Here is a 15,973-nt window from a genome sequence, read left to right as displayed (position 1 = left end):
GAAAGTATAGTAGGTGTCATATTCTTCTCACTGCATTTGGAATATGATAAACCAGTATTCCTTTTTATTCTATATTAAAAACAAAATTATGTCAAGTTTGCGCATATAACTGTTACATACTGCATTATGCTGTTAAATACTTAATATAGCTGCATATATATGAGTTATCATAATATATGCAGCTATACATTTATTAATAAATATTATGAAGTAAATTCACATTTAAACTTTCCATTTATTACATCTTCTTTATTCTTTTGTATCTACAGCAACATCATCTTTATCGCTTATATTTTCTTTAGCTCCCTCTGGTGCAGCTGCCTTAAATAGTTCTGCAGGTGGAAGATTATACTTTTCTCTAATTTGATTTTCTATATCTAATGCCACTTCAGGATTTTCTTTTAGATATAATTTAGCATTTTCTCTTCCTTGACCTAATCTTATATCTCCATAAGAAAACCAAGCGCCACTCTTTTGAACAATCTCTTCTTTTACTCCAACATCTACTATATTACCACATCTTGATATACCCTCATTATACATAATATCAAATTCTGCTTGTTTAAATGGTGGTGCAACTTTATTTTTCATGACCTTTATTCTTGTTCTGTTACCTATTATTGAATCCCCTTGTTTTATAGAATCTATTCTTCTAATATCAAGTCTTACTGATGCATAGAATTTTAATGCTCTTCCTCCAGTTGTTGTTTCTGGCGAACCAAACATAACCCCAACTTTTTCTCTTAATTGGTTAATAAATATAGCAACACAATTAGTCTTATTTATTGTTCCTGCAAGCTTTCTTAACGCCTGTGACATAAGTCTTGCTTGAAGACCAATATGTGAATCTCCCATTTCTCCTTCAATTTCAGCTTTAGGTACTAAAGCCGCAACTGAGTCTACTACCAAAACATCAATAGCTCCAGAACGGACTAATGCCTCAGCTATTTCAAGTCCTTGTTCCCCTGTATCAGGTTGAGAAATTATTAAGCTATCTACATCAACTCCAAGTTTTTGGGCATAACTAGGATCTAATGCATGTTCTGCATCTATGTATCCTACTGCTCCACCTTTCTTTTGTGATTCTGCCGCTATATGAAGCGCAATTGTAGTTTTTCCTGAACTTTCTGGTCCATAAATTTCAATAATTCTACCTTTAGGTACTCCTCCAATTCCAAGAGCTATATCTAAATCTAAACATCCTGTTGATATAGCATCCATGTTAGAAATATTGTGATCACCCAATTTCATTACTGATCCTTTACCAAATTGTTTTTCTATATGACTCATAGCACTTTCAATTGCTTTTAACTTTTCTGCATTTATAATTCCCATAATACTAATTAACTCCCTTCCATCGAACTTATGTTCTATATTTATTATAAATTAATTACAAACCATAGTCAATAATTAATTCTAAGAAAAGCCCCTTCTTTGCTAGCAAAGAAGGAACCTTTTTAATTCATATCCATTTTTTTATATTTCTAAACATGGATCTTATATATTTTATTTATCGTAAGAAACAGCTTCCTTATTCTTTTTAAAGTAATCGTAACCTGAAAGCAGGGTTACTATAACCGCAATCATAAGCATTATCATTGGAGCGAATTTAAAAAATCCTTTCAAATAATAATTGTCTATTACAAAAATTTTTAACAGCCTTGCATCATGAATATTTACTTTTAATAATAATAAAATTATTGCTATAATTTGTATAACCGTTTTAATTTTTCCCCACCAGCTAGCTGCTATAACTCTTCCTTGCGCTGCCGCTATTGATCTTAAACCTGAAACAGCAAATTCTCGTGCAATTATAACTACGGCTGCCCATCCTGGTACTACCTGTAAATCAACTAAAGAAATTAACGCCGCAGTAACTAATAATTTATCTGCTAAAGGATCCATAAATTTTCCAAAGTTAGTTATTTGATTTCTAGATCTAGCAATATACCCATCTAACTTATCCGTTAATGAAGCTAAAATAAATATAAATGTAGCAATAAAACTTCCATATGGTATATCTTTAACTGCTATAAATACTAAAAATACAGGAACCAAAAATATTCTAATTAAGGTTAACTTATTTGCAAGATTCATCAACAACAACTCCCACTAAATCATAATCCATAGTCTCTACTATTTTTACCTTTACAAATTCACCATTTTCTATTTTTGCATTTGATTCAAATAATACATTTGCATCTATATCAGGAGCCATTTCATAGCTTCTTCCATAATAGCACTTTCCATTATATCCCTCAACAAGAATATCATATAACTTTCCAATTTTCAATTTATTTATTTCTTCTGAAATATTCTTTTGTAAAAGCATTAAATCTTCTTCTCTTTTTTCCTTAATTTCTTCATCTATTTGCCCATCCATTTTAGCAGCTGGAGTATCTTCTTCCTGAGAATAAGTAAATGCACCTACTTTCTCAAGCTTATGTTCCTTTAAGAAATCAATAATTTCATTAAAATCTTCATCAGTTTCGTTTGGAAATCCTACTATAAATGTTGTTCTTATAACAATTTCAGGAACTCTTTCTCTTAAAATTTGTATTTTATTAATTATATCTTTTTTACTAGTTTTTCTTCCCATAAGTTTTAAAATCTTATCGCTTATATGTTGAATAGGTATATCTAAATACTTTACAACTTTTTCATTGCAAGCAATTTCGTTTATAAGTTCATCATATATCTCTTCTGGATAACAATAAAGCACCCTTATCCATTCAATTCCTTCAATTTTGGATAATTCCTTAAGAAGAACATGCAGATTCTTTTTCCCATAAATATCGCTTCCATATAAAGTAGTGTCTTGAGCTATAAGTATAATTTCCTTTACTCCACTCTCACTCAAATCTCTTGCTTCATTTATAATATTTTCCATCTTCCTACTTCTAAATTTTCCCCTTATCTTAGGAATTATACAATATGTGCAAAAATTATTGCATCCTTCTGCTATTCTTATATATGCACTCTCCCTTTGAGTTGTAATAATTCTCTTTCCTTCATTAATGTTTTCATCGGAATAATTCAAAAGTTCTGTTGCTAATTTATTTCCATCTATAAATTCAGTTATGATTTCATTTATTTTATTATAGTCATTAACTCCAAGCATTATATCTATTTCAGGTATTAATGTCTTCAACTCTTCTCCATATCTTTGAGTAAGACACCCTGTAGCTATAAGCAGTTTGCATTTATAATTAATTTTATAATTAGCCATCTCTAAAATTGTGTCAATGGATTCTTGTTTGGCACTCTCTATAAATCCGCATGTATTCACTATAATTATATCTGCGTTCTTGGGGTTATTAGTTATCTCATATTCATCACTCATCTTACCTAATATTATCTCTGAGTCAACTCTATTTTTATCACAGCCTAAGCTTACCATTCCAACTTTATACTTGCTTGAAGCCTCTTCATTATATTGTTCTCTATTCTTCGCTATTTCTATTTTAATTTCGCTCAACTTCTTATATCCTCCTACGTTCTAATAGTCTTAATTATAACAAATTAGAACTACATTTTACAAGTTGCTATTATACATATACTACTCCCAAATCTCATAAAAATCACTTATTATTTTAACTCAAAAGAGTTAAATTAAAAAAGTTAACATAATGTTTAATTTTATTTCATAATTAATCTAAAACTATAGCTTTAAACTTTTTAGACATTATTAATTAATTTTCCTCTTCATGTTCATCTTCTAATAGCTGCTGCTTAGTAATAAGCACCTGCCTTGGTCTACTTCCATCCTTTTCCGATATAATCCCCCGTTCTTCTAATTGATCCATTATTCTAGAAGCTCTATTAAACCCTATTCTGAACTTTCTTTGAATAAACGAAGTTGATGCCTGACCATACTCAACTACAACATTTATCACCTCATTAAGTAATTCATCAACATCGTCATTACTATCATTTGCATCCACAGATTTTGAATCTGACGCATTATTAATATGATCAATTATATCTTCTTCATACTTAGTATCACCCTGTTCACTCTTAATAAACGATACAACTTGCTCTACTTCTTCCTCCGATATGAAGCAGCCTTGAACTCTAAGAGGCTTACTTTCTCCCACTGGATAATATAACATGTCACCTTTTCCTAACAATTTTTCCGCTCCGGATCCATCTAAGATAGTTCTAGAATCAATTTGAGATGATACTGCAAATGATATTCTAGATGGAATATTAGCTTTAATTACCCCTGTTATTACATCAACTGATGGTCTTTGAGTTGCTATAACTAAATGCATACCTGCAGCTCTTGCCATTTGTGCTAATCTTCCAATATAATCTTCTACATCATTAGGACATACCATCATAAGATCAGCAAGCTCATCTACTATAATAACTATATATGGCAGTTTTTGTTCTATTATACCCTTATTAAATAATTCATTATACGACTCCATATTTCTAACTCCAGAGTCTGCAAAGAGCTTATACCTATTGGTCATTTCATTTACTGCCCAATTTAAAGCTGCTGCCGCTTTCTTAGGATCTGTAACAACTGGAATCAAAAGATGTGGTATTCCATTATAAACATTTAACTCAACAACCTTTGGATCTACCATTAAAAGTTTAACTTCTTCTGGATTATACTTATATAATAGGCTTATTATAAGAGAGTTTATGCATACACTCTTACCAGAACCTGTTGCCCCTGCAATCAGTGTATGTGGCATCTTACTCAAATCTCCCACAACACATTTTCCTGATATATCTTTTCCTAAAGCAAATGCAAGCTTTTTCTTAGACTCGATAAATTCATCATTTTCTAGAACTTCTCTTAAAAAGACTGGTTTTTGTTTTCCATTTGGAACTTCTATACCAACTGCCGCCTTACCTGGAATTGGTGCTTCTATTCTTATCCCAGAAGCTGCTAACCCTAAAGCTATATCATCAGATAGATTTACAATCTTACTAACTTTGACACCCGGACTTGGCTGAAGTTCAAATCTCGTAACTGATGGACCTTTTGTAACTTGAGTAACCTTGGCATCTACTCCAAAATTAGATAATATTTCTTCAAGCTTATTAGCATTCTCTATTAATTCTTTTTTGTCACTGCTATTAAGTTTTGTATTTGAATTTAATTTTAATAATTCAAGGCTTGGATGTTTATACTCCTTAGTTTCTTTTTGTTCCATTATATGTTCTTGTATCTCTTTATTTACTACTTCCTTAACATCATTACCTAAGTTTTCTTTCTTCTTAGTATGACTTTGCGTAGGTTTTTCTATAAAACTCTCTATCTGAATATCTGATGATACTTCAGCTTTTGATATAGGTGAGATTTCTGTATCATCACTAGTATTTTTCATAAAATCTAGAATTTTTATCTTCTTTTCTACACCAGAAAGAAATGCTTCTTTTTCATTTTCTTTATCATCTTTTTCTACTATATTTATAAAGTTCTCTCTAACTGGTTTCTGCTCATCCCTTACTTTTCTACTTCTTCTGCTATTTCTTATTTTTTCACCTTTATTGTAGGCCTTTATCCCTAAATCATAAAGAGTAATATCGAAAATCAAAGTGATGGCAATTATTGAAAATGCGAGAAGAACTATATATGTCCCAAGGGCCCCTATAATTTTATACATTGGATAACATATGAGATATGCCATTATTCCACCATGAGGAGTCTGGGCGCTATCATTAAGTATGACCTTAAAATTTTCAAAAAAACTTCCTTGCCCGTCTAAACTTTGAATGTTTATTGTTCCAAATGTCAATATGGTAACAGCTACTAATATAGTTATTCCAAAAAAATTCTTGCTTAATTTAATATTTCCTCGTGTTTTTATATATTGGAATCCAAAATATATTAAATAAATAGGCAATGCATTTGCACCTATTCCAATTACTACATATGATACTCTTTGCGCTAAAGATGATAATATTCCAGCTAAAGAAGTGTATATTGCTATACCAAGTATTATTCCTGTTGCAATATACACTATTCCTACTATATCTGGATTTATTGTGTTTTCATCTTTTTTACTTTTTGTAGTGCTATGTTTGCCTTTAGTCCTACCCACCTTAAATCACCTCATAATTTTATTTCTACATTGAATAGCAATTCTCCTTTAATAAGATAACACTAAAAACAAAAATCGGCTATAGATTTTTTCTATAACCTTAAAAATAGCTACTATTTTTCTATTAATTCGTTAAGTTTGCTTAAAGCTTCCTGTATTCCTCCAACTTGGTCAATAAGTCCACAATCAACTGCTTGCTTTCCAATTAACATTGTTCCTACATCATTTAATAAATCATCTGTCTGAAGCATGAATCTTTCTAAAGTATCTGGTTTTATATTTGATGTTCTAACTATAAACTCATTTATTCTTTCTTGCATTTTCTTAAAGTATTCAAATGTTTGAGATACTCCAATCACAAATCCATTCATTCTTACTGGATGAACTATCATTGTTGCAGATGGTGTTATAAATGAAAAGTCTGCTGATGTAGCAAGCGGTACTCCTATGGAATGACCTCCACCAATTACTATAGAAACGGTTGGTTTTGACATACTTCGAATCATTTCAGAAATAGCTAAACCAGCTTCTACATCTCCTCCAACTGTATTTAAGACTATGAGTAGCCCTTTTGCATCATCATTTTGTTCGATATCTATTAATTGAGGTATAATATGTTCATATTTTGTGGCTTTTGTTTGTGGGGGAAGTACAGAATGCCCTTCAATCTGCCCTATTATAGATAAAACCTGTATTCTTTTATTTGGAGTTGCTAATGTAGTATTTCCAAGTTCTTTTACATTTTCTATTTTATCCTGTGCTTCTGATGTATTTTTATCTTCCTTTTCTTTCTCATTATTATTTAAAATATATTTATCCATAAAATAATTCCTCCTATACTCTTTTTATTTTGTACAGTAGGAATTATTTTATACATAAGTGAAATTCCAAATCTATGATTTGGCTAATTGAACTTACTCAGCGAACGAAGCGAGTCGAGTTTCCTTTTAAATTCAAAATCTATGATTTAGTTACTCGAACTTACCCAACTAGCCAATTTTCCTTTTGAATCCCAAATCTATTATTTTATTAATTTAACTTACTCTATATAAAAACTCATAGAACTCATTTAATTAAACTTCCGTTATATTAAAGTTTAAAAGTTTTATGTAAAACATTTATTGCTTCTTTTTCATTTTCAGAGTGAACCAAGCACCAGATTGTCATATGAGAATCCGCTGTTTGTAATACTTCTATATTATTATCCCTTAATGCCTTGATTATTTTAGCCATTACTCCTGGTATTCCCTTCATTCTAGAACCAATAACCGCTACTTTGCTACAGTTGTCTATCAAAGTATACTTTAAACTAGCACTATTTAGAACATTTTCTAAAATCTCTTTATCCACTTGATTTATAGTGAAAATTTGTTCATTAGGAAATATATTTATTAGATCTAAGCTTATTTTATTTGCAGCTAATAAATCCAATACATTTTTGTATTTTACATTTCCTTGATTTTCTGCAGCCCTTATAGAAATCTGAATTCTATTCTTTTGGCTTGCGATTCCTGTCATTATCCTGTCATTGCTTTTATCTCCAAAGTTGTTTATTAAAGTTCCTTTACTATTGCTCATAGTATTTTTAATTAATATAGGAATATTTCCTTCCATTGCAACTTCTACAGCTTTTGGATGAATTACTGTTGCCCCCTTATCTGCTAGTTGGAATACTTCATTATAGCTTATAACATCAATTAAATTTGCATTTTCAACAACTCTTGGATCTGCTGTCATGATTCCATCTACATCAGTATATATTTCAATTTCTGACGCTTTAAGGGCCACTCCTAAAATAGAAGCCGTCGTATCGCTTCCCCCTCTGCCTAAAGTAGTTAAATATCCGTTTTCAGTCATTCCTTGAAATCCAGTTACTACAGGAATTCTTCCTTGAGACACTAACTCTAGTATTTTTTTAGGTTTCACCTCAATACAAGTTGCATCAGTAAAATTATTATCAGTTAATATTCCTGCTTGTCCGCCAGTAAGTGGTACAGCATCAATTCCTGCATTATACAAATCATTACTCATAACAACTGAGCTTATAATTTCTCCACATGTCATTAATAAGTCTTGTGCTAACTTATTGGCATTTTTAAATTTATCGCTTATTAATGATAATAATGTATCTGTTGCATATGGCTGACCTTTTCTTCCCATTGCTGATACTACCACAACAGGACTATATCCATCTTTAATAGCACTCTTAACTTTTTCAATTACTTTCTTTCTATTTTCTTCAGTGGATACTGAAGTTCCTCCAAACTTTTGTACAACTATTTTCATTAAATTTCCTCCTGAATTATAACTTTACTTTTTTTATTACTTCCTCATCTGCATCTAATATGATAGTTTTAGCACCAATTTTTTTTACACAATCCCATGGAATTTCTAAAAAATCTTTACTGCTAAATAGATTAAATTTTCCGCCACTTAAATTAACTATTAAATATTTAAAATTTCCTTCTTCATCTATTATTAGATCATTATTCAATAGATAATCATATTTTTCACCATCATTTATATTAATAAGTTCGTATCTCTCTATGTCACTTAAATATTTCACCTTATTTTCTTCGCTCATAATAAAAACCTCCTTTTAGTACTCATAAAATAATATGAGAAAAGGAGGTGTATTATTACATAATCTTCTATAAATTAATTTTACCATTATGATTTGAGTTATCATATGCTTTGGCACTCTTTAGTATTATAGAATCTAATTTACTATATTCTACATCTTGCCCAACATACGCTGCATTTATAACTCCCTTTTTAAAACATCTTTCTAAGACGTATTGTATATCATCTTTTCTTATATTATCTATTTTCTTTATTACTTCTTCTTGAGTTTTTATTTTATTTCTAAACAAGAATGTCTTTGCATTCGAGAACATTCTCGAACTAGTACTTTCAAGCCCTAAAATATAATTAGCTTTAATTTTCTCCTTATTTATTTCAAGCTGCTTATCAGTTATTCCGTTCTTACTAAATAGAGTAATTTCTTTTTCTATAACTTCTAAAGCCTTCTCTCCATAATTTCTATTTAATCCGGCATATATATTTAAAGTTCCAACTCCCTGAAATGGTTGCAGGTAAGATGTTATAGAATAACATAATCCTAATTCTTCTCGCACTTTTTGGAAAAGGATTGAAGATGCACCACTTCCAAATATATTATTAAGTAGCACTAATGCGTAATTGTTTTCATCTCCATAAGGTAATCCCTCTAATCCCAGAGAAATATGAAGCTGCTCGATTTCTTTTTTTGCATATGCAGAATCAACTTGTATTATTGTTTTATCATATTCTGGAGTATATTCACCTTTGCTTTTCCATTCACCAAAATATTTATTAATCAATTCATCTAACTCTTTATCATTGAATTTACCACAAACTGATATTACAGAATTATATGGCGTATACTTTTCACTAATAAAATTTAATATCTTTTCTCTAGTAAATGACTTTACCAATGGTATTGTTCCTAAAATAGGATATCCTAACGACTCATTTCCAAAACAAGCTTTAGAATGCACATCATCTAATACATCTTCCGGCGAATCTTCACTCATATTAATTTCTTCAATTACTACGCCTTTTTCTTTTTCTATCTCTTCTGGATCGAATTTTGCATTTAAAAGTATGTCTGAAAGGACATCTAACGTTAAATCTAGATGGGTATCTAATGCTTTAATATAATAACAGGTAGCTTCTTTACTTGTGAAAGCATTGATCTGTCCTCCAACATTCTCAATATCCTCCATTATTTCTTTAGAAGTTCTTTTATCAGTTCCTTTAAAAAACATATGCTCAATAAAATGGGATATTCCATTAACTTCTGGACTCTCATTTCTAGAACCATTCTGAACCATTACTCCAACACTGATAGAATTTAAGTGTTCTATTTTTTCTGTTACAATTCTTAATCCATTTTTAAGGGTATATGTGTTATACATTTTATACTTGCCCTCCTTCTTAGTTAAAAAAAAGGCAATTAATTGCCCTTTATTTCTCTTCCTTATTTTCTTGTTCTACTAAAGCATCTTTTCTCGAAAGATTTATTCTACCTTGGTTATCAATTTCTGTAACCTTAACTAAAATCTCATCTCCAATAGATACTACATCTTCTACTTTGTTCACTCTTTCCTTAGCTAGCTTAGAAATATGAACTAATCCTTCTTTACTTGGTAAAATCTCAACAAAAGCTCCAAATGTAGTTATTTTAGTAACTTTTCCAAGATAAACTTCTCCAGCTTTAACTTCTTTAGTTAATCCTTCTATTATCTTTATGGCTTCATTAACACCATTATGATCAGTTGAGCTTACAAATACAGTTCCATCTTCTTTTATATCTATCTTAACTCCTGTATCTTGTATAATTTTATTTATAACCTTACCACCTGCTCCTATTACATCCCTTATCTTATCAGGATTTATGCTCATAATTTGTGTTTTTGGAGCATATAATGAAACATCTTCTTTAGGTGTAGAAATACATTCGTTTATTTTATCAATTATAGTAAGTCTAGCTTTTCTAGCATCTCTTATAGCATTTTCTACTACATTAAAACTAAAACCTTGAAGCTTAGTATCTACTTGAATAGATGTTATACCTTCTGTTGTTCCAGCTACCTTAAAATCCATATCTCCAAAGAAATCTTCTATTCCTTGAATATCAGTTAATACTGCTTCTTCACTTAAATCTTCTGAAGTTATTAATCCCATTGCAATACCAGCTGCTGGTCTTTTAATTGGTACACCTGCATCTAATAATGCTAATGTTGAACCACAAACTGATGCTTGTGAAGTTGAACCATTAGAACTTAAAACTTCTGATACTAATCTTATTGTATATGGGAATTCTTCTTCGGAAGGGATTAATGGTTCTAAAGCTCTTTCTGCTAAAGCTCCATGACCTATTTCACGTCTACCAGGACCTCTTAAAGGTTTTACTTCTCCAACACTGTATCCTGGGAAATTATAATGATGCATATATCGTTTTGATTGAGCTTCATCTATTCCATCTAGAATTTGAATCTCGCTAATTGAACCAAGAGTTGCAACTGTCATTACTTGAGTTAATCCTCTTGTGAATAATCCTGTACCGTGTGTTCTAGGCAAAATTCCTATTTCACATCCTAATGGTCTGATTTGATCAAATGCTCTTCCATCTGGCCTTCTCTTATCTTTTAGAAGCATGTGCCTTACAACTTTCTTTTGCATAGTGTAAAGAACTTCCTTAATATCGCCCATTTTGTCAGCATATTTTTCACCAAATGCTTCATTAACTTTTTCATAAACTGCATCAACAGCAGCATTTCTTTCATCTTTTTCCATGATATACATTGCTTCTTTAATCATGTCAGATGCAAATTCTTTAACATCTTTTTCAAGTTCTGGATCTACAGCATATAATACTGGTTCATCTTTTTTCTTTCCAAACTTAGCTACTGCTTCTTCTTGGAATGCAATAATCTTTTGACACTCATCAAAACCATATTTAATAGCGTCTATCATAGTATCTTCTGGTATCTCCTGTCCACCAGCTTCAATCATCATTACTCTTTCTTTTGTAGCGCATACTGTTAAATGAAGAATGCTTTTTTCACGACCTTGAGTATCTGGATTTGTAACGAATTTACCATCGATAATTCCTACTTGAACTGCTGCAGCTGGAATTGTATAAGGAATACTTGAAAGGCATAATGCAAGCGATGCTGCATTAATTGCTAAGATTTCTGGCAAATTATCTTTTTCTACGGATACAACTGTAGTAACAACTTGAACGTCATTTCTGTATCCCTTTGGAAATAGAGGTCTTAGAGTTCTATCAACAGCTCTACCATTTAATATAGCTTTTTCTGATGGTCTTCCTTCTCTCTTGATAAATCCACCTGGAATTTTACCTACTGCATATAATCTTTCTTCATATTCAACACTTAGAGGAAAGAAATCAATTCCTTCTCTTGGCTGCTCTGATGCATTAACATTAGTTAAAATTACTGTGTCTCCATAGCTAGTAAATGTTGCTGCATTTGATAACATACCTACTTTTCCGAACTCAACTTTCAATTCTCTTCCAGCGATTTCAGTCGTTAGAACGTTATTCATAATTTATGACCTCCCTTTAGGTTCATCTAATCATTAATAATATTGTATAATTTTTCTATAATTTGTATAGTTTAAAATAATAGAGCGGAAAACTCCGCTCTAAAAATTATCTTCTTAAACCTAATTCTTTGATTAAAGTTCTATATCTTTCGATATCTTGATCACTTAAATAGTTTAAAAGACCTCTTCTTTGACCAACCATCATTAATAGCCCTCTTCTTGAGTGATGATCTTTCTTATGAACTTTTAAATGTTCAGTTAAAGATTGAATTCTTTCAGTAAGTAATGCTACTTGAACTTCTGGTGAACCAGTGTCGCCTTCGCTTCTTCCAAACTTTTTAATTAATTCTAATTTTCTTGCCTTATCCATTATAAGTGCACCTCCGTGTATTATATTAATTATCCCCTAGTTCCAAGTAAAAGATGGCACCTTACAACTTAGAATTAGGTTCCCTGTGTTATTATATCAAAAGTAACTATTATTGTAAACTATATTATTAAAGCCGACATGCAATTCTCATTTTTCGCAAAAGCTTTATCACTTTCGAGCTGGTCCTTTAACTCTTCTAAACTATTAAATTTTTCTTCGTCGCGGATTTTTTTTATAAAACTCACATCTATTTTATCTCCATATATTTCTTTATTAAAATCTAATATATAAGTTTCTACCGTTAAATTTTTACCTTCAACCGTAGGATTGTATCCAACAGATGTGATTCCTTTATATATATTATTATTTACCTTAACATTAGTATAATATACACCAATCTTAGGTAAAATGAAATTTTCATCATATTTCAAATTCGCTGTAGGAAAACCTATAGTTCTTCCAATTTTCTTTCCATGAATAATTTCACCACTTAATGTGTAAGGCATGCTGAGCATCTTATTAGCTTCTGAAACCTCACCATCTTGAATGGCTTTTCTAATTCTAGTACTGCTTACAACATCGTTATTATATGTACGTGGATCCATAACATATAGTTCATACCCATATTCATTTTGCAATTCTCTTAGAAGTTCTACATTTCCTAAATTCTTGTATCCGAATTTATAATTAAACCCTACAACAAACCCCTTGATATTATAATTAACTATCAAAAACTCTATAAATTCCTTTGGTGTCATTTTCATAAATTCAAGATCAAATTCCTTAAAGCAAACTATATCTACTTTATGTTTTTCCAGAATTTTTGCTTTTCTTTCATTGTCCATCAAAAGTTTTACTGAGTTTTCTTTATTTATAAGAGTTCTTGGATGGTTTTTAAATGTAAAAACCATACTTCTCCCTTTATTTTTTTTTGCAACTTCTACTACTTTATTTATTAAAGAAAGATGCCCAATATGAAGTCCATCAAAACTTCCAAGAGCTATATAATTATTAGAACTTTGAATATCTTTTGAATGTTTATCTATAATTATCATTATCCTTACTCCTAAATCAAGGCACCCAGAAAAACAGCTACATACTAGTTAAGATGCCTAAAGCAACAATTTTTCGATTTTGAATCCATCATCATCTTGTTTTCCAATTCCTATAAAAATGCCTTCACTATCATATACCCTATATAGAACATTTTTTTCTCTTTTTTCATTTGTCAATCTCTTATCGAATACTTTAACTCCATTTATTAATAATTTAGTAAATGTACTCTTTACTGTAATTTTAGGGTAAAAAGAAAGTGCATCCTCTATAGTCATAATATAATCTTGTATATTTTCCTTAGTTAAATCATCTATGTTTACACTATCTAATTGCTTAAAAATAGATGTTTCAGATCTATTTAATTCTGCCATAGCTGCTCCAACTTTTAGTTTTTCACCAATATCATAACATAAACTTCTAATATATGTCCCTTTTGAACAAGCTACTTTCATATATACATAAGGTAATTCAATCTTCAAATCTGATATATTAAATATTCTAACTTTTCTCGCTTCTCTTTCAACCTCAATACCTTTCCTAGCTAATTCATAGAGCCTTACTCCATTTTTTTTAAGGGCAGAATACATAGGTGGAACTTGGTCATATTCTCCGATAAAGGATAATGCGACCTCTGAAACTTCATCACTCTTAATATGATCTATTTCATTCTTCTCCAATATCTCACCTTCAAGGTCATATGTGGTTGTCTTCACTCCAAGTAGAAATTTCACCTCATATACCTTATTACTGTTCATGATATAATCAATAGTTTTTGTAGCTTTTCCAAGGCAGACTGGAAGGACTCCAGTAGCTTCTGGGTCCAATGTTCCAGTATGACCGACTTTCTTTTCGTTAGCCAAGAATTTTATTTTTCTAACTACATCAAAGGAAGTCATTCCTTTATTTTTGAATATATTTAATACTCCATTTATCTGTGAAGTTTTTGTATCTTTCATATATGAATTCTCTATTCCTTCCTTATATAAGTGAAGTTATTACTTACTTTTCATAAATATAATTTATATTTTATGAGTCGAGCTCTTCTTTAAGTATCTTTAGCAGATTTTCTTTTGCAGTTTCTATATCTACACCTTTTTGCATAACTCCAGCAGCTTTTATATGCCCGCCACCGCCATATACTTCTGCAACTTTTCGAACATCCACATCATTTTTAGATCTTAAGCTTCCTTTAACTCCATCTTCAACTTCTTTCAAAAGCATAGAAACTTCTACACCTTTAATTCCAAGGCCAACTGAAATTATATCTGAAGTATCAGTATTTTTTAAGTTAAATTCCTCTAACATTCCCTTCGGTATCTCAAGGACTGCTACTTTATTTTCTAGAGCGAGCTCAATATTAGATAACACACATCCCATTAATTTTACTTTCTCAAATGGTTTATTATCAAAAAGATTACTATGGACTTTACTGTTGTTTACTCCAAGTTCTATAAGTTCTGATACTATTTTATGAGTTCTCTTAGTAACATTGGAATGCCTAAAAGAACCTGTATCTGTTACAATCCCTGTATAAACTGCGTTCCCTATATTTATTTCAACATCAGTTTTATTATTAAAATCAATTCCTAACTCTTTTGCTAGTAAATATGATATTTCACATGTAGCCGCTGCACTTACATCAACATAATTTATAAATCCATATTCTTCATTTGAAATATGATGATCAATATTAATAATCTTACCTTTGTAATTACTTAGATCTGCAGAAATTCTTTCAACATTACCACAATCCAATATCATTACAAGATCAGTGCCCTCTTTAGGCTCTAAAGTATTACCATCAATTTCGTTGGCAAAAGAAAGGAAAGAGAGGTTATCAGAAATAACATCTCTTGATATAATATATGAATCCTTTCCTAAATGTCTTAATGCATTTAGTAATGCTAAAGTGCTGCCTATAGCATCTCCATCTGGAGATGTATGGAATGATAATCCAATTCTTTTTGATTTTAAAATTTCTTCTTTTATTTCTTTAAGACTACTCATTGCCCTTACTTATCCTTTGAATTAATTCATCCATATGCATACCGTAATTTATAGAGTCATCTAATTCAATAATTATTTCTGGTGTGTGCCTTAAATTTATTTTTTGGCCTACTGATTTCCTTATAAATCCACTTGCATTTTTTAATGCCTCTAGATTATTTTTCTTTTCCTCATCATCTTTAGAGAATATACTTACATAAACCTTAGCATATCTTAAATCTTTTGTAACTTTAACATCTGTAACTGAAATCATAGCTGTAAGTCTTGGATCTTTAACTTCATTTTGAATTAAATTACTAATTTCTCTTTTAAATTCTTCGTTAATTCTTCCACCTCTATAGTTTGCCATGTTGATCTTCACCTC

Annotated in this window: 14 protein-coding genes; all 14 read right to left on the bottom strand. The window is 30.6% G+C overall.

What is annotated here, in order from left to right; genetic code table 11:
- Positions 1-249: 249 nt before the first annotated feature.
- The 14 genes from recA to rbfA all read right to left on the bottom strand — a co-directional run bounded on the left by recA (position 250) and on the right by rbfA (position 15,958).
- Entirely contained in the window at positions 250-1,335 is a 1,086-nt protein-coding gene (gene recA / locus AXY43_RS21265) for a recombinase RecA (protein WP_023973309.1), read from the bottom strand.
- A 171-nt stretch (positions 1,336-1,506) separates the two neighbouring features.
- Complete coding sequence (gene pgsA, locus AXY43_RS21260) at positions 1,507-2,097, bottom strand: CDP-diacylglycerol--glycerol-3-phosphate 3-phosphatidyltransferase (RefSeq protein ID WP_011968552.1); 591 nt, start codon at positions 2,095-2,097, stop codon at positions 1,507-1,509.
- Positions 2,081-3,400 (bottom strand): 30S ribosomal protein S12 methylthiotransferase RimO, encoded by a 1,320-nt coding sequence (gene rimO / locus AXY43_RS21255; protein ID WP_171780387.1) that lies wholly within the window; start codon positions 3,398-3,400, stop codon positions 2,081-2,083. The genes pgsA and rimO overlap by 17 nt, the downstream gene beginning before the upstream one ends.
- Positions 3,401-3,692: 292 nt before the next feature.
- Positions 3,693-6,062 carry a DNA translocase FtsK gene (locus AXY43_RS21250; RefSeq protein WP_039772245.1) on the bottom strand — a complete coding sequence of 790 codons (2,370 nt, stop codon included), beginning with the start codon at positions 6,060-6,062 and terminating at the stop codon, positions 3,693-3,695.
- A 113-nt stretch (positions 6,063-6,175) separates the two neighbouring features.
- A complete protein-coding gene (locus tag AXY43_RS21245; protein WP_011968549.1) occupies positions 6,176-6,883 on the bottom strand; it encodes a ClpP family protease in 708 nt (235 codons plus the stop codon).
- Between the two features lie 268 nt (positions 6,884-7,151).
- Positions 7,152-8,348, bottom strand: coding sequence for an aspartate kinase (dapG, locus tag AXY43_RS21240; RefSeq protein ID WP_077868866.1), 1,197 nt, complete (start codon positions 8,346-8,348; stop codon positions 7,152-7,154).
- A gap of 16 nt (positions 8,349-8,364) precedes the next feature.
- Positions 8,365-8,646: a YlmC/YmxH family sporulation protein gene (locus tag AXY43_RS21235; protein WP_011968547.1), complete on the bottom strand. Its 282-nt coding sequence runs from the start codon at positions 8,644-8,646 to the stop codon at positions 8,365-8,367.
- A 67-nt stretch (positions 8,647-8,713) separates the two neighbouring features.
- Positions 8,714-10,021 (bottom strand): M16 family metallopeptidase, encoded by a 1,308-nt coding sequence (locus AXY43_RS21230; RefSeq protein ID WP_017210729.1) that lies wholly within the window; start codon positions 10,019-10,021, stop codon positions 8,714-8,716.
- A gap of 49 nt (positions 10,022-10,070) precedes the next feature.
- Positions 10,071-12,176 (bottom strand): polyribonucleotide nucleotidyltransferase, encoded by a 2,106-nt coding sequence (locus tag AXY43_RS21225; RefSeq protein WP_011968545.1) that lies wholly within the window; start codon positions 12,174-12,176, stop codon positions 10,071-10,073.
- A 106-nt stretch (positions 12,177-12,282) separates the two neighbouring features.
- Positions 12,283-12,546, bottom strand: a complete 264-nt coding sequence (gene rpsO / locus AXY43_RS21220; protein ID WP_011968544.1) for a 30S ribosomal protein S15 — start codon at positions 12,544-12,546, stop codon at positions 12,283-12,285.
- A gap of 119 nt (positions 12,547-12,665) precedes the next feature.
- Positions 12,666-13,601, bottom strand: a complete 936-nt coding sequence (locus AXY43_RS21215; protein ID WP_011968543.1) for a bifunctional riboflavin kinase/FAD synthetase — start codon at positions 13,599-13,601, stop codon at positions 12,666-12,668.
- 57 nt (positions 13,602-13,658) lie between these two features.
- On the bottom strand, positions 13,659-14,534 hold the full coding sequence (truB, locus tag AXY43_RS21210; RefSeq protein WP_023973315.1) for a tRNA pseudouridine(55) synthase TruB: 876 nt from the start codon (positions 14,532-14,534) through the stop codon (positions 13,659-13,661).
- A 94-nt stretch (positions 14,535-14,628) separates the two neighbouring features.
- Entirely contained in the window at positions 14,629-15,609 is a 981-nt protein-coding gene (locus tag AXY43_RS21205; protein ID WP_011968541.1) for a DHH family phosphoesterase, read from the bottom strand.
- On the bottom strand, positions 15,602-15,958 hold the full coding sequence (gene rbfA / locus AXY43_RS21200; RefSeq protein WP_011968540.1) for a 30S ribosome-binding factor RbfA: 357 nt from the start codon (positions 15,956-15,958) through the stop codon (positions 15,602-15,604). The genes AXY43_RS21205 and rbfA overlap by 8 nt, the downstream gene beginning before the upstream one ends.
- Positions 15,959-15,973 lie beyond the last annotated feature (15 nt).

Source organism: Clostridium sp. MF28, assembly GCF_002969175.1.
Classification (GTDB): Bacteria; Bacillota; Clostridia; order Clostridiales; family Clostridiaceae; genus Clostridium; species Clostridium beijerinckii.
The sequence above is the reverse complement of the archived record's forward strand: the minus strand, read 5'-3'. Positions and strand labels throughout refer to the sequence as shown.

What these genes read in the sequence shown, in the direction of transcription:
- recA (WP_023973309.1), bottom strand. Translation starts at nt 1,335, where the DNA reads ATGGGAATTATAAATGCAGAAAAGTTAAAAGCAATTGAAAGTGCTATG.
- pgsA (WP_011968552.1), bottom strand. Translation starts at nt 2,097, where the DNA reads ATGAATCTTGCAAATAAGTTAACCTTAATTAGAATATTTTTGGTTCCT.
- rimO (WP_171780387.1), bottom strand. Translation starts at nt 3,400, where the DNA reads ATGGTAAGCTTAGGCTGTGATAAAAATAGAGTTGACTCAGAGATAATA.
- AXY43_RS21245 (WP_011968549.1), bottom strand. Translation starts at nt 6,883, where the DNA reads ATGGATAAATATATTTTAAATAATAATGAGAAAGAAAAGGAAGATAAA.
- dapG (WP_077868866.1), bottom strand. Translation starts at nt 8,348, where the DNA reads ATGAAAATAGTTGTACAAAAGTTTGGAGGAACTTCAGTATCCACTGAA.
- AXY43_RS21235 (WP_011968547.1), bottom strand. Translation starts at nt 8,646, where the DNA reads ATGAGCGAAGAAAATAAGGTGAAATATTTAAGTGACATAGAGAGATAC.
- AXY43_RS21230 (WP_017210729.1), bottom strand. Translation starts at nt 10,021, where the DNA reads ATGTATAACACATATACCCTTAAAAATGGATTAAGAATTGTAACAGAA.
- AXY43_RS21225 (WP_011968545.1), bottom strand. Translation starts at nt 12,176, where the DNA reads ATGAATAACGTTCTAACGACTGAAATCGCTGGAAGAGAATTGAAAGTT.
- rpsO (WP_011968544.1), bottom strand. Translation starts at nt 12,546, where the DNA reads ATGGATAAGGCAAGAAAATTAGAATTAATTAAAAAGTTTGGAAGAAGC.
- AXY43_RS21215 (WP_011968543.1), bottom strand. Translation starts at nt 13,601, where the DNA reads ATGATAATTATAGATAAACATTCAAAAGATATTCAAAGTTCTAATAAT.
- AXY43_RS21205 (WP_011968541.1), bottom strand. Translation starts at nt 15,609, where the DNA reads ATGAGTAGTCTTAAAGAAATAAAAGAAGAAATTTTAAAATCAAAAAGA.
- rbfA (WP_011968540.1), bottom strand. Translation starts at nt 15,958, where the DNA reads ATGGCAAACTATAGAGGTGGAAGAATTAACGAAGAATTTAAAAGAGAA.